This is a genomic window from Streptomyces kaniharaensis, from assembly GCF_009569385.1.
Lineage (GTDB): Bacteria > Actinomycetota > Actinomycetes > Streptomycetales > Streptomycetaceae > Kitasatospora > Kitasatospora kaniharaensis.
Window position 1 is genome coordinate 2693145 of record NZ_WBOF01000001.1, and the last position, 19604, is coordinate 2712748.

A 19604-nucleotide genomic window follows, 5' to 3' on the forward strand; every position below is an offset into this window, starting at 1 on the left:
GCCACCTGGCGCGTTGTCAGGACAGACGATCTGGCGTAGCAGAGGGCGGGAGCCGATGGTGGTCAAGCGGGAACGGCTCGCTCAGCGGCGCAAGGATGCTGGCCACACCCAGGAGACACTGGCTGACGCGCTGGGAGTTCACCGCTCGACGGTGGTGAGGTGGGAGCGCGGCCAGGGCGAGCCGCAACCGTGGATGTGGGTGAAGCTGGCCCGGCTGCTGAAGATCCGCACCATCGAGTTGAGGGCGCTCTTCACGACGCCGGATCACCCGGCAGCTGCCTCCAGGTTGGTGCCAGCTCCACGAGCCGAATCCCCAGATCCTCCAACGCAGCCGCCTGGCCTCGGGAATGCTCACACCGAGCAGCTCGACCTTGGCGATCTGGCGCAGGAGGCTGTCGTTGTCGGCTCGTCCACGGCGCTCATGGGCACGGAGGTCAGAGTTGGTTGCCGCACATCTGACGGGAGGGTCATCTTCGTGACCATGCCGCGCCGCGCCTTACTGCGCACTGCCACGGCCGCCACCGGTACCGCGATGCTGTCCGCCTTCGGCGGCCCCACTGCCCAGCCGAAGCCACTCGCGCTCTCGCCTGACGTCAACCCGGTTCACAACATGCGCCAGCTGCGCAGGTCGCTGGTCGGCTGCGACAACGTGCTCGGTCCCCGGAACGTCGTCGCCACAGCCCAGGAGCATGTCCGCCTGATCCAGCAGCTGCGCCGTGACGCTTCCGGCCGCGACCGCCAGGACTTGATGCAGGTCCAAGCCGAGTACGCCGAGTTCTGTAGCTGGCTCTACCAGGACAGTGGCGACCACCGTGCCGCTCAGTACTGGGCTGATCGGGCCATCGACTGGTCGGGAGCCGCTGAAGATCACGAATTGACCGTCTACATCACGGCCCGCAAGGCCCAGCTGGCCGGTGACATGAAGGATCCCCTGGAAGCAGTCGATCTGGCCGAGTCGGCCCAGCGCCTGGCCATGCCCGGCAGCAGGCTCGGGGCCCTCGGGGCGGTCTTCGGGGCTCATGGGCACGCACTACTGGGCGACGGGCTGGCCAGTCAGCGGGGCTACGACCTGGCCCTGGAGCTGGTGACCCGGCCCGGTGACACCGAGGTCCGTCGTGGTCACTGGCTCAATGAGGCCTACGTGGAAGCCCAACGGGCGCGCTCGCTGTCCGTCCTGGGCGACTACGAGGCGGCGACCACCGGCTTCGATCGAGCGATTCGCGCCCTGCCGGCCTCGTTCCGGCGGGATCGCGGGGTGTATCTGGCCAGGTCGGCGGGAGCCCAGCTCCACTCAGTTGGTCCCGAGCAGGCGGCCATGACCGCAGCTGAGGCTCTATCAATTGGGATCAGTACGGGATCGGCCAGAATCTTCGCCGAACTGGCATCGCTCGACGGTCAGTTGCAGCGGTGGTCGACGGTGGCTGCGGTGACCGAGTTCCGTGAAGCTCTCGACAGCGTCATGCTTCATGAAGTGTGATCACCCTGGCGGCGTTGCACCGCCTAGCGAGAAACGGAGCCACGATGACCGAGCGCCCCTTCGTCCTGCTGAGCGTTGCCACTTCGATCGACGGCTACATCGACGACACCTCGCCGCAGCGGCTGCTGCTGTCGAACGCGGACGACTTCGACCGCGTGGACCAGGTGCGGGCAGAATCGGATGCCATCCTCATCGGCGGCAACACGCTGCGCAGCGACAACCCGCGGCTGCTGGTCAACAGCGACGAACGCCGGGCCGCTCGGGTTGCGGCCGGCAAGCCGGAGTACCCGCTCAAGGTGACGATCACGGCCAGCGGTGACCTCGACCGTGACCTCAAGTTCTGGCACTTCGGGGACAAGAAGGTCGTATACACGACCGACGCCGGCGCGCTGAAGCTGCGCGACGCCCTCGACGGCCTGGCCGACGTGGTCTCCACCGGCGACACGGTGGACTTCGGCCTGGTGCTCGATGACCTGGCCAGCCGAGGCGTGAAGCGCCTGATGGTCGAGGGTGGCGGTCAGATCCACACCCAATTCCTCTCCCAGGGCCTGGCCGACGAGATCCACCTGGCAGTGGCACCGCTGCTGGTCGGCGAGGTCGGCGCACCGCGCTTCGTCTACCCGGCCGAGTTCCCCGGTGGCAGCACCCGCCGGATGAAGCTGCTGGACACCCGGACGGTCGGAGACGTGGTTCTGCTGCGCTTCGCGCCGAAGAACGTCTCGGCCTGAGCGCCGGCGACCAAGCCGCCGCGTCGCGGCGACCGTCATCGTTCAGGCTGGCCGAGTGCCTACCTCGACCGTGCGGAGCAGGCATGGCGCACCACCGATCGGCATGCCGTCGTGCGGGTCCACCTCCAACAGGTAGATGCCTGCCCTCATGGTCAGGTGGCGGGCAGGGCGAAGACCTTGTTCTTCAGGGCGGCGAAGACGAGGGTGCCGTTGGTGCTGAGGCGCCAGTTCTCGCTGGTGGCGTTGCCTTGTTAGTCCGGGTCCCTGAAGGTCCACTTGAGCCTGCCGGTGGTGGCGTCGACGGCGTGGACGCCGTCGGTGCCCAGCTGGCTGGGGACGAAGAGGATGCCGTTGGCGAGGACGGGGGCGCTGTCCCAGCGGGGGAGGCTGGGCAGCTGGCAGGTCCAGCGCGGGCTGCGTCGAAGGCGGTGACGGAGGGGGCGCCGTCGCTGGCGTACACGGTGCCCTTGGCCACCAGTGGGGCTCCGAAGCGGTCGCCCTGGTGCTTGGTGGACCACAGCTGGGTGCCGTCGGCGAGCTTGACGGCCTGGAGGTCGGACCCGTCCCACGTGGTGTATGCCCGTTCCTCGTCGGCCCAGACTCCCCAGTCCCCCGTACGAATGTGCCGGTCGGTGTTGCCGGGTGATCGTACGACGGCGGAGGGTCGCGTCTTCGGGACAGGGCAGGCGGCCGGCCCCGGCGGCTATTTCTCCTTGCGGGAGGTCGGATGGCGGAGGGCGAATCCGGGTTTCGTCGGACGCGGCAGGCGGGGTTGGGTGGTGACCAGCCAGACCAGCCAGCCGACGAACAGGACGGCCAGCAGGAGGAGGGACAGTCCGGCGACCAGCAGCGTGTTCACCGGCGTGCGGAACGACGTCGGAGTCGGAGAGGCCGGGGGCGGCGGGGAACCGGCGGAAGCGGCGGATGCGGCATGGTTGTCTCCGGTCGGGGATGTCGAGCCTGCCGACCGTGCATCTGGTGTGAATGTACGGCTGATTGACGGCAAGGCAGGACAACTGTCAGCGAGTGACGCGGGATCGACCTTAGAGGGTCGAGGTACAAGACTTGCTACCGAGCGCGGGAACGTTCACTCCATCGTGGGGTATCCCCCGGTTCGGCAGCTAGGGCCCGGTGTGCGCGGCACACTTCACCGGAAGCATCGACGGAACCCGCGATCCGGAGAAGAGAGTCATGCCACCCCGCTTGTCGCCGACCGTGCGCCAGCAGCGCCTTGGCATCGAGCTGCGCAGGATGCGCGAACGCGTGGGCGTGACGCCCAAGAATCTGGCCGCCACGCTGGGGACGGACCTGCCCAAGATCTCGCAGATGGAGAACGGGAAGTCCGGCATCAGCGCCGAACGGCTCCGGATCTGGGCGCGCACCTGCGACTGCGCCGACGGCCCCTACCTCGACGCGCTGCTCGCGATGACCCAGGACCGCCGGAAGTACTGGTGGGACGGCTACCGCGGGCGGATCCCGAACGGGATCATCGACATCGCGGAGATGGAGCACCACGCGGAGTCGCTCACGATCCTGCACACCAGCTTCATCCCCGGGCTCCTGCAGACCTCCGCCTACGCCTCCGCCGTGTTCGCGCGGCTGCGGCCCCCCCTGCCCCGGCACGAGGCGGACGTGCGGACCGCCTTCCGGATCCAGCGCCAGCAGATCCTGGTCGACCGGCCGAAGCCGTACACCGCCTTCATCCACGAATCCGCGCTGCGGATGCAGTTCGGCGGGCCGGTGGTACTGCGCGAGCAGTTGGAGAGCCTGCTCCAGGATTCCGAGCGCCCGGGCGTGGAGATCCACGCGATCCCGTTCAGCCTGGACACCTTTCCGGGTTCCGGGGAGAGCCTGTATCTCGCCTGCGGGCCGGTTCCGGAGCTGGACACCGTCCAGATCGATCTCTCCCAGGGCCCGAAGTTCGTGCACGCCGAGGCCGATTTGCAGACGTACCGCGAGATCAAGACGGAGACCGAGGCGATCGCGCTCGGGCCGGCCGAATCCCGGGACTTCATCCGGACCATACTGAAAGACCTCGCGGGCCGGTCATGAACGACTGGCAGAAGTCGACGGCGAGCGGCGAGGCCAACGAATGCGTCGAGATCAGGGCCGCAGACGGCCTGGTGGAGATCCGCGAGTCGGAGCGCGCCGAGATCATCGTCCGGACCACGCCGCGCAAGTGGGCGGCGTTCGTCCGAGGGGTGAAGGCCGGGGAGTTCGACCGCTACGGCGACTTCACCGGAGGCCTCGCCACCGACCGCACCGCGCCGTAAACGCTTCGTCGCCCGCCGGCCGGCGGCGGTAGGCTTTGGCAGCCCACAGTGGACCCCTGCGCCTGGCACAGCACCCCGGGCGGGGCGCTGTGCGGGAGAAATCGGAGCATCCGAGGATGGCTCGGCACCTGATCACCAGCGCCCTTCCGTACATCAACGGGATCAAGCACCTGGGCAACATGGTCGGGTCCATGCTCCCGGCGGACGTCTACTCCCGCTCCCTGCGCCAGCGGGGCCACGAGGTGCTGTACATCTGCGCGACGGACGAGCACGGCACGCCGGCCGAGCTGGCCGCGCAGGAGGCCGGGCTGCCGGTGGCGGAGTTCTGCGCCCGGGCGCACGAGGCGCAGAAGGCGGTGTACGACGGGTTCGGGCTCTCGTTCGACTTCTTCGGCCGCAGTTCGTCCCCGCAGAACCGGGAGATCACCCAGGAGATCGCGCGCGAACTCCAGCGCAACGGTTTCATCGAGGAGCGCTCGATCCGCCAGGTGTACTCCAACGCCGACGGCCGCTTCCTGCCCGACCGGTACATCGTCGGCACCTGCCCGCACTGCGGCTACGACAAGGCGCGCGGCGACCAGTGCGAGAACTGCACCCGGGTGCTGGACCCGACCGACCTGCTGGAGCCCCGCTCGGCGATCAGCGGCAGCGCCGACCTGGAGGTCCGGGAGACCAGGCACCTGTTCCTGCTCCAGTCGAAGCTGACCGAGGAGGTCGAGCAGTGGATCGCCGCGCACGGCGACGACTGGCCGGTGCTCGCCTCCTCGATCGCCCGCAAGTGGCTGACCGAGGGCCTGCAGGACCGCTCGATCACCCGTGACCTGGAGTGGGGCGTCCCGGTGCCGGCCGACGTGTGGCCGGAGCTGGCGGCCGAGGGCAAGGTCTTCTACGTCTGGTTCGACGCCCCGATCGAGTACATCGGCGCCACGAAGGAGTGGGCGGACGCGGCCCCGGCCGGGCAGCCGCGGGACTGGAAGTCCTGGTGGTACGAGGCCGACGAGACCGTCCGCTACACCGAGTTCATGGCCAAGGACAACGTCCCGTTCCACACGGTGATGTTCCCGGCGACGATCCTCGGCTCGCGCCGCCCGTGGAAGAAGGTCGACTACGTCAAGGCCTTCAACTGGCTGACGTACTACGGCGGGAAGTTCTCCACCAGCCAGAAGCGCGGCATCTTCACGGACGTCGCGCTGGAGCTGCTGCCCGCCGACTACTGGCGCTACTTCCTGATGGCGCACGCGCCCGAGTCGGACGACTCCAGCTTCACCTGGGACCTCTTCGCCTCGGTCGTCAACAAGGACCTCGCCGACACCCTCGGCAACTTCGTCAACCGGGTGCTGTCCTTCAGCCGCAAGCGCTTCGGCGACGACGTCCCGGGCGGGCACGCGCCGGGCGAGGCGGAGCAGCGGCTGGGCACGCAGATCGCCGACCTGCTGGCCGAGTACGAGGCGCAGCTGGACGCGCTCAACTTCCGCAAGGCGGCGCAGAGTCTGCGCGCGCTGTGGAGCGCGGGCAACGCGTACCTGGACGAGAAGGCGCCGTGGCTCCAGGTGAAGACCGACCCGGAGGCGGCGGCGCTGACCCTGCGCACGGCGATGAACCTGATCCACCTGTACGCGGTGGTGTCGGAGCCGTTCATCCCGACGGCCGCGGCGGCGATGCGCGGAGCGTTCGCGGTGGCCGACGGCGACCCGGCGGCGTCCCGGCGGTGGGTGAGCGCCGAGGAGGCGCGGGCGCTGGACCTGGTGCCGGCCGGGACGGCGTTCACCGTGCCGCCGGTGCTGTTCGCGAAGATCACGGACGAGGACCTGGCCGCCTGGACGGCCCGCTTCGGCGGCGAGTCGGCGTAACGTCGGTCGGCCTGACGAAGCCGGCGCGGGGCCCGGCCGTGGGTCACGGCCGAGCCCGTCCGTCCGGCTCTCAGCCGGCGGACGACGTCTCGGCGGTGACCCACGCCAGGTAGCCGGGGCTGCCCGCGACCACCGGAACGGCGACCACCTCGGGTGTCTCGTACGGATGCCGCTCGGTGAGGAACGCGCCCAGCCGGTCGGCGAGTTCGGCCCTGGTCTTGAGATCGATCCGCCACTCCTCGGCGTCCTGGACCTCGCCCTCCCACCAGTAGACGGACCGGACGGGGTACACCTGCGCGCACGCGGCCAGCCGGTCGCGGACGGCGGCGGACGCCAGGTCGCGGGCCCGGTCCTCGGTCTCGTGGGTGGTCGTCACCACGACGAACCCGTGCTCGTTGGCTGCCATGCGGCGACCCTACCCGCCCGCGCGGGATACCGGCCGCCGTCAGGCCGGGAGCGCCCGGGCGGTGTGGACGGTCATCGCGGACAGGTAGAAGGCGTCCGGGCGGTGCAGGATGCCGGTGGCGGCGGTCTCGTCGAGGAGAGCGTCGAGGGTGGCGGCGTCGTCGGCGGCGAGGTGGTCGGCGAGCTGGTCGCGCAGGCGGGCGAGCTGGGCGTGGAGGTGCTCGCGGGCCGGGCGGGCGAGCGGCGCCGGGTGGTCGACCAGGAAGGTGCGGGTGCCGGAGGGCGTCAGGCCGGCGCGGGTGAGCATGGCCGGCCAGTCCTCCACCTCCTCGGTGGCGCCGGGCAGTTCGGCGCGCATCGTGCTGAAGCCGTCCTCGTGCGCGGCGTCCAGCCGGGCCTGGAAGCCGGCCCGGCCGAGGCCGAAGTCGCGCGGGAGGTAGCGCAGCGGCAGTCCGCGTTCGGCGACGGCCAGCAGACCGCCGGGGCGCAGCCGTCCGGCCAGCGCGGTGAGTGCGGTCTGCTGGTCGCCGAGGTGGTGGATGGCGTTCGCGGACCAGATCAGGTCGGCCTCGCCCAGCTTGTCGAACTCCTCGGGCAGGTCGGCCTGTTGGACGGTCAGCCGACCGCCCGCCCGGGTGCGGGCACGCTCCAGCAGGGCCGCCGACTGGTCGACGGCGACGACCTCGGCGTCCGGGAAGGCGTCGGCGAGCAGCCCTGCGATCACGCCCGGCCCACTGCCGACGTCGAGCACCCGCCGGACCTCGCCCCGGCCCGGCAGGTCGCGCAGCCACCGCGCGGCCGCGGTGACGGCGGGGGCCCGCAGTTCGGCCTCCCGTTCCAGGTGGGCGGCGAGGGCGTCCCAGTCGAAGTCGGCGGCGGGGACGTGCCCGTGGTGGTGACCAGAGTGGTGACCGGGGTGGTGCCGGTGGTCGGACATGCGAGGTCTCCGATCGTGCGGACGGAACGGTGTGCGGGAGGGAGCTTCCCCGCTCGGGCGGGGACGGAGGCGGCGGACGCGCGGTTCGGTCGCGCGACACCGAGCGAGAGCCCCGGGGCGCGCCGTACCCGCCCGTCCACCGCCAGGCTGCGGCCGGCGCCGTAGAAGCGGCAAGCTTTGTTGCCGTTCCCGCAAAACCCCCGGCCGCGTCACCCCCCGGTCCGTCGCCAGTACGACCGGGCGGCCACCGCCAGCGCCACCCCGTACACGGCGAACGCGCTCACCCCGATCCAGCTCACCATCAGCGCGTCCGTCGCCGTGGCGAAGTCGCCCTTCCGGATCGTCGTCACGCCGGTCGTGCACAGCATCACGTACCCGAGCCCGACCACCCCGTACGGTGCGAGCGTGCCCGCACCGAGCAGGGCGGGCGTGAGCGGCAGCCAGCGCGGCACCCGGCGGCCGCGCAGCAGCAGGGTCCAGCGCGGGAAGACCTGTCCCCACGGCCGGACCAGGCCCCACAGCAGGAACACCCCGATCCCTGCCAGCAGTGCGGTGGCGTCGAGCCCCCAGTCCTCCAGGGTGAGCCAGATCCCGGACGCGCCGTTGCGCTCGTTGCTCGCCCGCATCTCGGCGCCGTCGACCCCGGCGAAGCTGCCGCCGAGCGCCCAGTTCAGCTTCATCACGGCGTACGGGACGAACGCCAGCGTGCCCGCGCAGGCGGCGAGTTGGACCGCGGCAGGAGCCTCCGACGGGGCCGGGGCGACCGCCCACGCCGCACCCGGCCGCCGAACGCGCGCGGCCGCGGCCAGCAGCACGGCACCGGCCGCCGACAGCGCATGGTGCACCGTCCCCGGACCGCTGTCCACGCCCTCTCCGACCAGCAGCATCAGCACTTCCATCAACAGGCTCCAGGCCGCCGCCCCCGCCAGCCCGGCGAGCACCCACAGCACCGTCCGCAGCACCGGCCCCGGCTGCCCCCGGGCCGCCGCGACCCCGGCGGGCACCGCCGCCGCACCCACCCCGGCGACCCCCCACCCCAGCCAGGAGATCCCGAACAACGCCGTCCCGCTCAGCGCGCATGCCACCCCGAACCCGGCATAGGCGACACCCCAGCCGGCCACACCCCAACCGCTCCTCGTCATGCCCCCAGGCTCGCCCGCGCGCTCCGCCCATGGCCTCCCCCGTCGCGACGAACCCTCTCCCCCTGCCGGGGGATCCCGGCACTTGCGCTGGAGTGCGCTCCAACTCCTAGCCTCGGAGCCGTCAGACGGACCACCCACCACCAGGGGGAGCACTCCCATGCGCTACCGCGTCCTCGGCGGCACCGGCATCGAGGTCAGCGCCTACTGCCTCGGCACCATGATGTTCGGCGCGGTCGGCAACCCCGACCACGACGACTGCGCCCGGATCATCCACACCGCCCTCGACCGGGGCATCAACTTCGTGGACACCGCCGACATGTACTCGGCCGGCGAGTCCGAGGAGATCGTCGGCAAGGCGCTCGCCGCCCGTGGCGACCGGGACGAGATCGTGCTGGCCACCAAGGTGCACTTCCCGATGGGCGAGGGCCGCAACCGGGGCGGCAACTCGCGCCGCTGGATCGTCCGGGAGGTCGAGGAGAGCCTGCGGCGGCTGCGCACCGACCGGCTCGACCTCTACCAGGTGCACCGGCCGGACCACACCACCGACATCGAGGAGACCCTCTCCGCCCTCGACGACCTCGTCCGGGCCGGCAAGATCCGCGCCTTCGGCTGCTCCACCTTCCCCGCCGAGCAGATCGTCGAGGCGCACCACGTCGCCGAGCGCCGCGCCCTGCCGCGCTTCCGCACCGAGCAGCCGCCGTACTCGCTCCTCGCCCGCGGCATCGAGGCGAACGTGCTGCCCGTCGTCCAGCGGCTCGGCATGGGCGTGCTGACCTGGGGCCCGCTCGCCGGCGGCTTCCTCACCGGCCGCTACCGCAAGGGCCGACCGATCGACCTCACCGCCGGCCGCGCCGCCCTTCACCCGGCCCGCTTCGACCCGGAGCTGCCCACCACCGCGGCCAAGCTGGACGCCGTCGAGGCCTTCACCGCCCTCGCCGAGGAGCTCGGCCGCACCCTGCCCGAACTGGCCGTCGCCTTCCCGCTGGCCCATCCCGCGGTCACCTCGGTGATCCTCGGCCCGCGCACCATGGAGCAGCTCGAATCGGCCCTCAAGGGCGCCGACCTCGTCCTCGACGACGCCACCCTCGACCGCATCGACGCCATCGTCGCGCCCGGCACCGACCTCTACCGGGCCGACGGCGTCTGGCAGCCCCCGGCGCTCACCACCCCGGCCCTCCGCCGCCGCCCCACCGCGGACCGGTCCGCGAGCTGACGGCGCCCGGCCACCCCGCGATCCGCCCGCTACCCCCTCGGGGCCGCGAAGCCGTGGACGAGGACCGTACGGCCGGAGGCCCACCGCTGTTCGGCGCTGCCGAGCAGGGTCCAGCCGAGGCGGCGGTAGAAGGCCACGGCCCCGGGGTGGGTGGCGACGACGTCGAGGACGGGGTGCAGGCCGAGCGCCCGCGCGTGCGCCACGGCGCTCGCCGTCAGCCGGGCGCCGATCCGGTGCCCGCGCGCCGCGGGAGCGACGTAGAGGCGGCCGATCACGGCGGTGAGCTCGGGGCGGCCGCCGGTGCGCCCGCTCCACAGGCCGGGAGCGACGTCACCGGGATCGCTGCGGGAGAGGCCGACGTGGCCGGCCGGACGGCCGTCGAGCTCGGCGACCCAGGCGGCGAGCAGGCCGTCGGGGGTGAGCCAGGCGGCGGGGCGGTCGGGCCACTCGGTGGGGTAGCCGTCGGCGGTGTGCACGTCGCCCAGCACCCGGACGCAGTCGGCGAGGTCGGTGGCACGGCGCCGTCGGACGGACACCCCGGCCCGCCCCGGGTCGGACGCGACGACGTCGGCGCGTTCTTCAAGGTCAGCCATGCCGGTACGTTACCGGCCGGGCCTCACCTGCGCAGCAGGTCGATGACGCCGGTCAGGTCCTCGTCGCCGCTGCCGATCTCCAGCAGACGCTCCATCACGCGGAAGGACGGTGCGAGCCGTTCATGGCGCACCCCCTGCTCCTCGGCGGTGCGCAGCAGCGTCTGCTTGCCCGCGACCTGCATCGCCAGGTTCGACACCACGTCCCTGGTGTGGTCCCCGCTCCAGCCGCTCCGCGGTCCTTGCGATGGTCCCGTAAGCCGGGGCACGCGGCAGCCCCCGGGCCTTCGGGCCCAGGGGCTGCGTCGTGGGAGAGGTCAGACGGGGAAAGGTCAGGCGAGGTCGGCCCGGTACCAGTCCCAGCTGGTGTTGACCTTGTCGTTGTTGTCCCAGGCGTTCACGGGCGCGTTGAAGGTCGAACCGTTGCTGGCGAACTTGTAGAGCGTCACCAGGTTCTTGCCCGCACCATCCTGCCCGCTGTTGTACATCACCGCGAGGTCGGACCTGCCGGCGCCGCCGAACTTGCCGGCGACCAGCTTGATCTTGTCCCAGGTCCAGCTGCCGTTGACCTTGTCGTTGTTGTCCCAGACGTTCACCGGGGTGTTGAAGCCGGAGCCGTTGCTGGCGAACTTGTAGAGCGTGACCAGGTTCTTGCCCGCACCGTCCTGCCCGCTGTTGTACGCCACGGCGAGGTCGTCCCGGCCCGTGCCGCTGAAGTCACCGGCGACGGCCTTGATGCTGTTCCAGTTCCAACTGGCGTTCACGCGGTCGTTGTTGTCCCACACGTTCAACGGCGCGTTGAAGGTCGAGCCGTTGCTGGCGAACTTGTAGATGGTCAACATGTTCTTGCCCGCGCCGTCCTGCCCGCTGTTGTAGAGGACGGCGATGTCGGCCTTCCCCGAACCGCTGAACTTGCCGACGACCGGCTTGATCGCGTTCCAGTTCCAACTGGCGTTCACGCGGTCGTTGTTGTCCCACACGTTCACCGGCGCGTTGAAGGTCGAGCCGTTGCTGGCGAACTTGTAGATGGTCAACATGTTCTTGCCCGCGCCGTCCTGCCCGCTGTTGTAGAGGACGGCGATGTCGGCCTTCCCCGAACCGCTGAAGTCGCCGACCACCGGCTTGGCGTTGGCCCAGTTCCAACTGCCGTTCACGGTGTCGTCGTTGTCCCACACCTTGACCGGATTGCGGAAGCCGCCCGAGCCGTTGTTCGCGAACTTGTACAGCGTGGTGAGGTACTTGCCGCTGTCGCTCCGGCCGCTGTTGTAGAAGACGGCGATGTCGGCCTTGCCCGTCCCGCTGAAGTCGCCGACCAGGACCTTGGCGTTGTTCCAGTTCCAACTGCCGTTGACCGTGTCGTTGTTGTCCCAGGCGTCGACGGGGGTGTTGAAGGTCGCGCCGTTGCTCAGGAAGGTGTACAGCGTCACCATGTTCTTGCCGGAGCCGTCCTGGCCGCCGTTGTACATGACGACGATGTCGTCCTTGCCGTCCCCGTTGAAGTCACCGGTGGCGGTGGTCGCGGTGCCGCGGTTGGCCACGAAGAACGCGACGGCGGCGGAGGCCGGCCCGGTCTGCCCGGCGTCGTTGACGGCCCGCACGGTGAGGCTGTGCGAGCCCTCGGCCAGACCCGCCGTGTCGAGGTCGACCCGGTAGGAGGGGCCCGAGCCGTTCGCGGTGCCGACGGCCCTGCCGTCGACGTAGAAGGTGGCGCCGGTCGGGGTGCCCTCGGCGTCCGTCACGGTGGCGGTGAGCGCGACCGTCCCGGTCACGATGGAGCCCGCGCCGAGGCCCGTGACGGTGGACACCGGCGGGACGGGGTCCGGGTACGGGTTGGCGTGGTCGGAGCCGAGCCCGGCGGCCGGCCCGCACTGCGGCCAGGCGCTCTGGCCCTGCTTGGCCAGGACCTTCTCGCCGATCAGGATCTGCTGCTTGGGGGTGGCCTTGTCGGCCCGCGGGGCGTAGTCGAGTCCTCCGTAGCTCTCCCAGGTGCCCTGGTCGAACTGGAGGCCGCCGTAGTACGGGCCCACCGGGTTGATCGCCGACCAGTTGCCGGACGCCTCGCACTGGACGAGCTTGTCCCAGGTGCTCAGGGAGGCGGCGCCGGCGGGGGCCGCCGAGAGGAACGTGCCGGCCGCTCCGACCGTCGACAGCAGCGCGGCGACGGCGACGGCACGGGACTTCTTGCGGGCGTTGGTGGCGGAAGACATGGGAGTACCTCGAACGGTGGCGGAGAGCATGGCGAAGAGCGGATGCGGGGAGCGGTGGCGCGGTACGGGAAGCAGCCCCTGGGCCTGCGACCGCAGGGGCTGCTTCCACCGGAGGGATCAGGCGAGGTCGGCGCGGTACCAGTCCCAGCTGCCGTTGACCTTGTCGTTGTTGTCCCAGACGTCGACCGGCGCGTTCAGCGTCGAACCGTTGCCGGCGAACTTGTAGAGCGTCACCAGGCCCTTGCCGGCCCCGTCCTGGCCGCCGTTGTACATCACCGCGAGGTCGGACTTGCCGGTCCCGCTGAACTTCCCGGCGACCAGCTTGGCCTTGTCCCAGGTCCAGCTGCCGTTGACCTTGTCGTTGTTGTCCCAGACGTCGACCGGCGCGTTCAGCGTCGAGCCGTTGCCGGCGAACTTGTAGAGCGTCACCAGGCCCTTGCCGGCGCCGTCCTGGCCGCTGTTGTACATCACGACGATGTCGGACTTGCCGGTCCCGCTGAAGTCGCCGGCGACGGCCTTCAGCGCGTTCCAGTTCCAGCTGGTGTTGACCTTGTCGTTGTTGTCCCACATGTTGACCGGCGCGTTGAAGGTCGAGCCGTTGCTGGCGAACTTGTAGATGGTCAGCATGTTCTTGCCTGCGCCGTCCTGGCCGCCGTTGTACAGGACGCCGATGTCGTCCTTCCCGGAGCCGCTGAACTTGCCGACCACCGGCTTGATCGCGTTCCAGTTCCAGCTGCCGTTCACGCGGTCGCTGTTGTCCCAGACGTTGACCGGGTTGAGCACACCGCCCGAGCCGTTGTTCGCGAACTTGTAGATGGTCAGCATGTTCTTGCCGGCGCCGTCCTGGCCGCCGTTGTAGAGGACGGCGATGTCGGCCTTGCCCGTGCCGCTGAAGTCGCCGACGACCGGCTTGGCGTTGGCCCAGTTCCAGCTGCCGTTGACCTTGTCGTTGTTGTCCCAGATCCGGACCGGGGCCTTGAAGCCGCCCGAGCCGTCGTTGGCGAACTTGTACAGCGTGGTCAGGTACTTGCCGGCGCCGTCCTGGCCGCTGTTGTACATCACGACGATGTCGGACTTCCCGGTCCCGCTGAAGTCGCCGACCAGGATCTTGGCGTTGTCCCAGGTCCAGCTGCCGTTGACCTTGTCGTTGTTGTCCCAGGCGTTGACCGGGGTGTTGAAGGTCGCGCCGTTGCTCAGGAACGTGTACAGCGTGACGAGGTTCTTGCCCGAGCCGTCCTGGCCGCTGTTGTAGAGGACGGCGATGTCGTCCTTGCCGTCCCCGTTGAAGTCACCGGTCGTGGTGGTCGCGGTGCCCCGGTTGGCGACGAAGAAGGTGACCGGGGAGGAGGTGGAGCCGGTGCTGCCGGCGGCGTTCTTCGCGCTGACGGCCAGGGTGTGCGGGCCGTCGCTCAGCTTCCTGGTGTCGAACGGCGCCGAGTAGGTCGGGCCCGCGCCGGTCACGGAGGATACGGGCTTGCCGTCGACGAGGAAGTCGGCCTCGGTCGGGGTACCGACGCTCTCCGAGACCGAGGCGGTCAGGTTGATCTGGCCGCTGACGATGGTGCCCGCGGAGGGGCCGGTCACCGAGGCGACGGCCGGGGTCGGGTCGCCGGCGATGTTGTTGTAGCGCAGCGCCGTGTAGTAGCTGGTGGGCCAGCCCTCCAGGCTGGAGCTGTTGATGTTGGCGGCGGTCGGCCCGTGGGTCGGGTTGTGGGGGTTGCTCTCCGCGTAGTACGTGAAGTCGCCGCTCGCCTTGTCGGTCCAGTTGGCGAACAGGAAGGTGTGCGCGTCGGTGTAGTCGAGCGCGTCGCCGGACTGCAGCTCGGAGAAGCCGATCCGGGTGGAGACGCTGGGCAGGGTCCAGGTGGTCAGGCTGTCGGTCAGGTGCCAGGCCATCGATATGAGGCCCGAACAGTCCTCCCGGTAGGTCCCGTTGCTGTCGGTCCAGTACCCGCCCTGGTTGTACGGCACGTTCTGGTCGACCCAGCTCTGCGCCCGGGCCAGCACCTCGCCGCGGGAGATCGTGCCACCAGCGCTCGACGCGGCGTGGGCACCCGGGGCGGCGACGAACAGCGTGGAGGCGGCGCAGCCGGCGACGAGGGCGGCGGTCGAACGGAGGGCGGTGCGGGTGAAACGGGACATGACGGCGTGGTCCTGACTCATCGGTGGAATCGTGTTCGGCGGTGTGCTGCGAGCTACTTGGTGGTGCTCGCGGAGGTCAGTCGGTCGGCGAGGGCGGTGAGCGCCGGCCGGTCGTCGGTGGGGGCGTACGTGGCGCCCTTGTCGGAGAACTCGGGGAACTGCAGGACGGTCAGCAGGTTCCCGCGCTGGACGAGGTAGACGTGGTTGGTCTGGGGACCGGGTGCGGACATCCCGGCGACGGCGGTCCACCGGCGGGCGAAGGCCGCGCCGTCGGCGGTGGTGCCGGTCTGGGCGACCTCGGCGTCGGGGCTCAGGTGGGCGTTGCCCTGCAGGGTGCGGGAGGTGTCCTGGCAGGTCTTCATCGCGCTCAGCAGCGACTGGTAGGTCTGCTGGGCGGCGGCCGGGTCGGCGAAGGTGAAGGAGTCCTGGATCGCGGGGGTCTTGAAGCCGCTGACGTAGCCCTGCTGCTGCCAGGTCAGGGCCCCGCGGACGGACGCGCATTCGTTGAGGCCGACGTCGTGGGTGACGGGCTGCGTGTGCGGCGGGGCCATCGGCTTCCACGACGCGGCGGCGCTGCCCGGCAGCTCGGCCGGCGCCAGCGGGGGCGGCGGGGTCGCGGCGCTCGGCGCGGCCGAAGGGGCGGCTGCGGACGGGGCGAGGGCGGGCGGCGCAGTAGGCGCGGCCGACACAGCGGGGGCGACGGGAGCAGCCGCGGAGGGGGCGGCGGGAGCGGCGGCAGCGGTGGTGGCCACGGAGGGCGCGGCGGACGTGGTGGGCGCGGCGCCCCGGGGTGTGGGCGATGCGTCCGCGAAGCCGCTCACGGCCAGAACCGCGGCGACCAGAGCCGGGGCACCGGCGAAGAGAGCGATGCGCCGGATGCTGTGCTGAGACATGGGAGAACTCCGTGAGCGAGCAACTGGGAAAAGAGGAAATTCGGCGGGAAGGATTCACCAGGCCGAATCAGGCCAATCGTTCGTCGAGTTCAGGAATGGAGGTGCGGAATTCCGAAGCAGGAGAGCACCGTCGCACTCCGCGCCCGGCGGAGCAGATCCGCGGACTTCCGCTTCGCCTGCTCCGGCCCGCCGACCCGGCGGTTGACGAAGAACGTCAGGGTGATCCCGCCCGCTTCGGCCCGGGCCCGGACGTGCTCCAGCTGGTGCGCCGGAGTGGCGTGCGCCCAGAGGGCGTCGTGGACCAGCCGGGCGTCCGCGTCCGTGGGGACGGCGGCGGCCGCGACCGGGGCCAGGTGGGCGAGTGCGACGTACATGCGCTCAGTCCCAGCCGATGCCGGAGGCCTGAACGGTCAGCTCGCCCTTGGGGGCGACGTCCCAGCCGATGCCGATCGCGTTGGCGGCCGGCGCGGCGGCGATCATCAGCATCCCGGCGGCGGCGAAACCGACGACAATTCGAGCGGCCTTAGGCATGGCGGTACCCCTGTTCGAAATCGGAATGATTGGCTGCGCGGAATTCCCGCCAGCTCCCGCCGGTTCCGGCTTTTCCCTCCGGCCGTTCCCGACGAGGAATACTCTGCCGGTTCGCCGGGCCACTGGGGAGGGGTTTCGCCTGTCACCAACCGTCCTGACACCTTGGTGACAGGACGATCCCACCCCTGTCCGCTTGATGACTTTTCACCCGGTTCGCCCCTTGGGGTCCGTTGTTTGCGCGGTGCGGGCACGACTGAAATGATCAACATCGGCGCACGTGCACGAACCGCGCCGACCGGGGGGATCCACCATGCAGGACGTACTGGGCCTATTGGGGCTCGATGCCACCGTCGCCGCCGTCTACCGGGCGATGCTCACCGACCCCGGCCTCGGGGTCGCCGAACTGAGTACCGAGCTCGGCGTACCGGAGAGCCACGTCCACGGCGCACTGGACCAGTTGGCCGACAGCGCCCTGCTCCGGCCGTCCCGGGACACCCCGGGCACGTTCCGGGTGGTCAGCCCGGAACTGGCCCTGGAGGCCGCGCTGCACCGTCAGGAGCAGGAACTGCTCCGCCGTCAGCAGGAGCTGGTCTCCCAGCGGGCCGCCGCCGCCCGCGCGGTCGCCGAGTACGCCGAGCACCGCCCGTTCCCCGGCTCCGAAGGCAGTCTGCGCCTGAGCGGACTGGACGCCATCCAGGCCCAGCTGGAGGTACTGGCCCGGGAGCTGAGCACCGAGTGCCTGAGCGTGATGCCGGGCGGCGCGCAGTCGCGGGCCAGCCTGGACGCCTCCCGCCCGCTGGACGAGGACGCCCTGAACCGGGGCGTCAGCCTGCTCACCCTCTACCAGAGCAGCGTCCGCAACGACCAGGCCACCTTCGGCTACGCACGCTGGATGACCGGGCTCGGCGGACAGGTCCGCACCGCGCCGGTGCTGCCGCCCCGGCTGCTGGTCTTCGACCGGAAGGTCGCCGTCGTCCCGATCGACCCGGCGAACACCCGCCTCGGCGCCCTGTGCACCCGCGAGCCGGCCATCGTCGCCAACCTCGTCGCACTGTTCGAGCAGGCCTGGAACACCGCCGTCCCGCTCGGCGCCGACACCGCCGCCGACCCCGAGTCCGGGCTGGGCCCGGTCGAGAAGGAGCTGTTGAAGCTGCTCGCGGCCGGCCTCACCGACGAGACCGCGGCCAGGCGCCTCGGCGTCTCGCTGCGGACCGTCCGTCGCCAGATGGCCGCCCTGATGGAGCGCCTGGACGCCAGCAGCCGCTTCGAGGCCGGCCTGAAGGCCGCCCGGCTCGGCTGGCTCTGACCACGGCGGAATGCCGCCCCACCCCGATGGGGTTGGATACGGGCATGGCATCTCGTGCACGTGTACGCGCCCCCGAGCTGGTCGGCGCAGGCGGCTGGCTCAACACCGGCGGCAAGGCCCTCACCCTCGCCGACTTCCGGGGCAAGATCACCGTCCTGGACTTCTGGACCTTCTGCTGCATCAACTGTCTGCATGTCCTCGACGAGCTGCGGGAGCTGGAGGAGAAGCACCGCGACACCGTGGTGATCGTCGGCGTGCACTCGCCCAAGTTCGTGCACGAGGCCGACCACCAGGCCGTCGTGGACGCCGTCGCCCGGTACGAGGTGCACCACCCGGTGCTGGACGATCCGGCGCTGGCGACGTGGAAGCAGTACGCGGTGCGTGCCTGGCCGACGCTGGTGGTGATCGACCCCGAGGGGTACGTGGTCGCCCAGCACGCGGGCGAGGGGCACGCACACGCGATCGCCCGGCTGGTGGAGGAGCTGGAGGCGGAGCACGCGGCCAAGGGCACGCTGCGCCGCGGCGACGGCCCTTACGTGGCCCCGGAGCCGGCCGCCGGGGACCTCAGGTTCCCCGGCAAGGCGGTCCGCCTCGCGAACGGTCACTTCCTGGTCGCCGACTCCGGTCACCACTCGCTGGTCGAGCTCGCCGAGGACGGCGAGACGGTGGTCCGCCGGATCGGTGACGGGCAGCGCGGCCTGGTGGACGGTACGAGCCCGCGGTTCAGCGAGCCGCAGGGCCTCGCGCTGCTCCCGGAGGGCCACGACTACGACGTGATCGTCGCCGACACCGTCAACCACGCGCTGCGCGGCGTGCGGCTGGCCGACGGCAGCGTCACCACCCTGGCCGGCACCGGCCGGCAGTGGTGGCAGGGCTCCGCGACCGAGGGTCCGGCCCGCGAGGTGGACCTCTCCTCGCCGTGGGACGTCGCCTGGTTCGACGGCAGGGTGTGGATCGCGATGGCCGGCGTGCACCAGCTGTGGGCGTACGACCCGGCGGCCGGCACGGTCGGCGTCGCGGCCGGCACCACCAACGAGGGCCTGGTGGACGGCCCGGCCGACGAGGCGTGGTTCGCCCAGCCGTCCGGCCTCGCGGTCTCCGCGGACGGCGCGAGGCTCTGGGTCGCCGACTCCGAGACCTCGGCGCTGCGTTCGGTTTCACGTGAAACGAAGACGGTCCACACGGCCGTCGGCACCGGCCTGTTCGACTTCGGCCACCGCGACGGCGCGGCCGACCAGGCACTGCTCCAGCACCCGCTGGGCGTCACCGTCCTGCCGGACGGCTCGGTGGCCGTCAGCGACACCTACAACCACGCGCTGCGCCGCTTCGACCCGGCGACCGGCGAGGTCACCACGCTGGCCACCGATCTGCGCGAGCCCTCGGGGGCCGTCCTGGTGGACGGCGACATCGTGGTGGTCGAGTCGGCCCGGCACCGGCTGACCAGGCTGCGGCTGCCCGAGGAGGCCGTGCGGGTCGAGTCGGTCGCGCACCGCACCCAGCGGGCGGCCACCGAGGTCGCGCCGGGCACGTTCCGACTGGACGTGGTGTTCGAGGCGCCGAGCGGCCAGAAGCTGGACGAGCGGTACGGCCCGTCCACCCGGCTGCTGGTCAGTGCTACCCCGCCCGAGCTGCTGGTCTCGGGTGTGGGCGCGGACACCGACCTCTCGCGCGAACTGGTGCTCTCCGACGAGATCACCGAGGGCGTGCTGCACGTCTCGGCGATGGCCGCGTCGTGCGACGACGACCCGGAGATCGAGTACCCGGCCTGCCACGTGCACCAGCAGGACTGGGGTGTGCCGGTGAAGCTGGTCGCCGACGGCGCCCGCCGGCTGCCGCTGGTGCTCGCCGGCATGGAGTAGTAAACGCAGGAACACGCGGAAGGGGCCTGGCGGAGCACAGCTCCACCGGGC

19 protein-coding genes and 1 pseudogene are annotated in these 19604 nt (G+C 71.0%); 8 read left to right on the plus strand and 12 right to left on the minus strand.

Going from position 1 to position 19604, the window contains the following annotated elements; genetic code table 11:
- The first annotated feature begins 55 nt into the window (after window positions 1-55).
- Window positions 56-1477, plus strand: coding sequence for a helix-turn-helix transcriptional regulator (locus tag F7Q99_RS12300; protein ID WP_195911046.1), 1422 nt, complete (start codon window positions 56-58; stop codon window positions 1475-1477).
- Window positions 1478-1521: 44 nt separating this feature from the next.
- The gene (locus F7Q99_RS12305) at window positions 1522-2205 is read left to right on the plus strand and encodes a RibD family protein (RefSeq protein WP_153461259.1); all 684 of its coding nucleotides are present in this window, start codon (window positions 1522-1524) and stop codon (window positions 2203-2205) included.
- Between the two features lie 184 nt (window positions 2206-2389).
- Here F7Q99_RS12305 and F7Q99_RS43860 read toward each other — a convergent pair whose 3' ends face one another.
- Window positions 2390-2827, minus strand: a complete 438-nt coding sequence (locus F7Q99_RS43860; RefSeq protein WP_456114937.1) for an outer membrane protein assembly factor BamB family protein — start codon at window positions 2825-2827, stop codon at window positions 2390-2392.
- Between the two features lie 81 nt (window positions 2828-2908).
- A complete protein-coding gene (locus tag F7Q99_RS12315; protein ID WP_153461261.1) occupies window positions 2909-3064 on the minus strand; it encodes a hypothetical protein in 156 nt (51 codons plus the stop codon).
- Between the two features lie 332 nt (window positions 3065-3396).
- On the opposite strand from F7Q99_RS12315, the gene F7Q99_RS12320 reads away from it, so the two are divergent.
- The 3 genes from F7Q99_RS12320 to metG all read left to right on the plus strand — a co-directional run bounded on the left by F7Q99_RS12320 (window position 3397) and on the right by metG (window position 6328).
- On the plus strand, window positions 3397-4257 hold the full coding sequence (locus F7Q99_RS12320; protein WP_153461262.1) for a helix-turn-helix domain-containing protein: 861 nt from the start codon (window positions 3397-3399) through the stop codon (window positions 4255-4257).
- Window positions 4254-4478 carry a DUF397 domain-containing protein gene (locus tag F7Q99_RS12325; RefSeq protein ID WP_153461263.1) on the plus strand — a complete coding sequence of 75 codons (225 nt, stop codon included), beginning with the start codon at window positions 4254-4256 and terminating at the stop codon, window positions 4476-4478. The genes F7Q99_RS12320 and F7Q99_RS12325 overlap by 4 nt, the downstream gene beginning before the upstream one ends.
- 116 nt (window positions 4479-4594) lie before the next feature.
- Window positions 4595-6328 (plus strand): methionine--tRNA ligase, encoded by a 1734-nt coding sequence (gene metG / locus F7Q99_RS12330; RefSeq protein WP_153461264.1) that lies wholly within the window; start codon window positions 4595-4597, stop codon window positions 6326-6328.
- Between the two features lie 70 nt (window positions 6329-6398).
- Here metG and cutA read toward each other — a convergent pair whose 3' ends face one another.
- From cutA to F7Q99_RS40370, 3 genes are all read right to left on the minus strand, one after another.
- On the minus strand, window positions 6399-6734 hold the full coding sequence (gene cutA / locus F7Q99_RS12335) for a divalent-cation tolerance protein CutA (RefSeq protein ID WP_153461265.1): 336 nt from the start codon (window positions 6732-6734) through the stop codon (window positions 6399-6401).
- A gap of 39 nt (window positions 6735-6773) precedes the next feature.
- Window positions 6774-7670, minus strand: a complete 897-nt coding sequence (locus F7Q99_RS12340) for a class I SAM-dependent methyltransferase (protein ID WP_153461266.1) — start codon at window positions 7668-7670, stop codon at window positions 6774-6776.
- Between the two features lie 209 nt (window positions 7671-7879).
- Complete coding sequence (locus F7Q99_RS40370) at window positions 7880-8812, minus strand: hypothetical protein (RefSeq protein ID WP_195911047.1); 933 nt, start codon at window positions 8810-8812, stop codon at window positions 7880-7882.
- Between the two features lie 157 nt (window positions 8813-8969).
- Here F7Q99_RS40370 and F7Q99_RS12350 point away from each other — a divergent pair, with 157 nt between their 5' ends.
- Entirely contained in the window at window positions 8970-10025 is a 1056-nt protein-coding gene (locus F7Q99_RS12350) for an aldo/keto reductase (protein ID WP_153461267.1), read from the plus strand.
- Between the two features lie 29 nt (window positions 10026-10054).
- On the opposite strand, the gene F7Q99_RS12355 is transcribed toward F7Q99_RS12350, so the two are convergent.
- From F7Q99_RS12355 to F7Q99_RS12385, 7 genes and pseudogenes are all read right to left on the minus strand, one after another.
- Window positions 10055-10618: a GNAT family N-acetyltransferase gene (locus tag F7Q99_RS12355; RefSeq protein WP_153461268.1), complete on the minus strand. Its 564-nt coding sequence runs from the start codon at window positions 10616-10618 to the stop codon at window positions 10055-10057.
- Between the two features lie 23 nt (window positions 10619-10641).
- A pseudogene (locus F7Q99_RS12360) lies at window positions 10642-10839 on the minus strand (imine reductase family protein); the annotation flags it as partial.
- Window positions 10840-10947: 108 nt separating this feature from the next.
- Window positions 10948-12822 (minus strand): transglycosylase family protein, encoded by a 1875-nt coding sequence (locus F7Q99_RS41070; protein WP_153461269.1) that lies wholly within the window; start codon window positions 12820-12822, stop codon window positions 10948-10950.
- Window positions 12823-12939: 117 nt separating this feature from the next.
- On the minus strand, window positions 12940-14985 hold the full coding sequence (locus F7Q99_RS12370) for an Ig-like domain-containing protein (protein ID WP_153461270.1): 2046 nt from the start codon (window positions 14983-14985) through the stop codon (window positions 12940-12942).
- A 32-nt stretch (window positions 14986-15017) separates the two neighbouring features.
- The gene (locus tag F7Q99_RS12375) at window positions 15018-15857 is read right to left on the minus strand and encodes a hypothetical protein (protein WP_153461271.1); all 840 of its coding nucleotides are present in this window, start codon (window positions 15855-15857) and stop codon (window positions 15018-15020) included.
- Between the two features lie 89 nt (window positions 15858-15946).
- Window positions 15947-16231 carry a hypothetical protein gene (locus tag F7Q99_RS12380; protein WP_153461272.1) on the minus strand — a complete coding sequence of 95 codons (285 nt, stop codon included), beginning with the start codon at window positions 16229-16231 and terminating at the stop codon, window positions 15947-15949.
- A gap of 4 nt (window positions 16232-16235) precedes the next feature.
- On the minus strand, window positions 16236-16388 hold the full coding sequence (locus F7Q99_RS12385) for a hypothetical protein (protein ID WP_153461273.1): 153 nt from the start codon (window positions 16386-16388) through the stop codon (window positions 16236-16238).
- A gap of 310 nt (window positions 16389-16698) precedes the next feature.
- Here F7Q99_RS12385 and F7Q99_RS12390 point away from each other — a divergent pair, with 310 nt between their 5' ends.
- Together F7Q99_RS12390 and F7Q99_RS12395 are read left to right on the plus strand one after the other, a co-directional pair.
- Window positions 16699-17694, plus strand: coding sequence for a helix-turn-helix transcriptional regulator (locus F7Q99_RS12390; RefSeq protein WP_153461274.1), 996 nt, complete (start codon window positions 16699-16701; stop codon window positions 17692-17694).
- Window positions 17695-17738: 44 nt separating this feature from the next.
- Window positions 17739-19553, plus strand: a complete 1815-nt coding sequence (locus F7Q99_RS12395) for an NHL domain-containing thioredoxin family protein (protein ID WP_153461275.1) — start codon at window positions 17739-17741, stop codon at window positions 19551-19553.
- The last annotated feature ends 51 nt before the right edge of the window (window positions 19554-19604 follow it).

What these genes read in the sequence shown, in the direction of transcription:
- cutA (WP_153461265.1), bottom strand. Translation starts at nt 6,734, where the DNA reads ATGGCAGCCAACGAGCACGGGTTCGTCGTGGTGACGACCACCCACGAG.
- F7Q99_RS12390 (WP_153461274.1), top strand. Translation starts at nt 16,699, where the DNA reads ATGCAGGACGTACTGGGCCTATTGGGGCTCGATGCCACCGTCGCCGCC.
- F7Q99_RS12370 (WP_153461270.1), bottom strand. Translation starts at nt 14,985, where the DNA reads ATGAGTCAGGACCACGCCGTCATGTCCCGTTTCACCCGCACCGCCCTC.
- F7Q99_RS12395 (WP_153461275.1), top strand. Translation starts at nt 17,739, where the DNA reads ATGGCATCTCGTGCACGTGTACGCGCCCCCGAGCTGGTCGGCGCAGGC.
- F7Q99_RS12350 (WP_153461267.1), top strand. Translation starts at nt 8,970, where the DNA reads ATGCGCTACCGCGTCCTCGGCGGCACCGGCATCGAGGTCAGCGCCTAC.
- F7Q99_RS40370 (WP_195911047.1), bottom strand. Translation starts at nt 8,812, where the DNA reads ATGACGAGGAGCGGTTGGGGTGTGGCCGGCTGGGGTGTCGCCTATGCC.
- F7Q99_RS12385 (WP_153461273.1), bottom strand. Translation starts at nt 16,388, where the DNA reads ATGCCTAAGGCCGCTCGAATTGTCGTCGGTTTCGCCGCCGCCGGGATG.
- F7Q99_RS12305 (WP_153461259.1), top strand. Translation starts at nt 1,522, where the DNA reads ATGACCGAGCGCCCCTTCGTCCTGCTGAGCGTTGCCACTTCGATCGAC.
- F7Q99_RS12380 (WP_153461272.1), bottom strand. Translation starts at nt 16,231, where the DNA reads ATGTACGTCGCACTCGCCCACCTGGCCCCGGTCGCGGCCGCCGCCGTC.
- F7Q99_RS12325 (WP_153461263.1), top strand. Translation starts at nt 4,254, where the DNA reads ATGAACGACTGGCAGAAGTCGACGGCGAGCGGCGAGGCCAACGAATGC.
- F7Q99_RS12355 (WP_153461268.1), bottom strand. Translation starts at nt 10,618, where the DNA reads ATGGCTGACCTTGAAGAACGCGCCGACGTCGTCGCGTCCGACCCGGGG.
- F7Q99_RS12375 (WP_153461271.1), bottom strand. Translation starts at nt 15,857, where the DNA reads ATGTCTCAGCACAGCATCCGGCGCATCGCTCTCTTCGCCGGTGCCCCG.
- F7Q99_RS12300 (WP_195911046.1), top strand. Translation starts at nt 56, where the DNA reads ATGGTGGTCAAGCGGGAACGGCTCGCTCAGCGGCGCAAGGATGCTGGC.
- F7Q99_RS41070 (WP_153461269.1), bottom strand. Translation starts at nt 12,822, where the DNA reads ATGTCTTCCGCCACCAACGCCCGCAAGAAGTCCCGTGCCGTCGCCGTC.
- F7Q99_RS12320 (WP_153461262.1), top strand. Translation starts at nt 3,397, where the DNA reads ATGCCACCCCGCTTGTCGCCGACCGTGCGCCAGCAGCGCCTTGGCATC.
- metG (WP_153461264.1), top strand. Translation starts at nt 4,595, where the DNA reads ATGGCTCGGCACCTGATCACCAGCGCCCTTCCGTACATCAACGGGATC.
- F7Q99_RS12340 (WP_153461266.1), bottom strand. Translation starts at nt 7,670, where the DNA reads ATGTCCGACCACCGGCACCACCCCGGTCACCACTCTGGTCACCACCAC.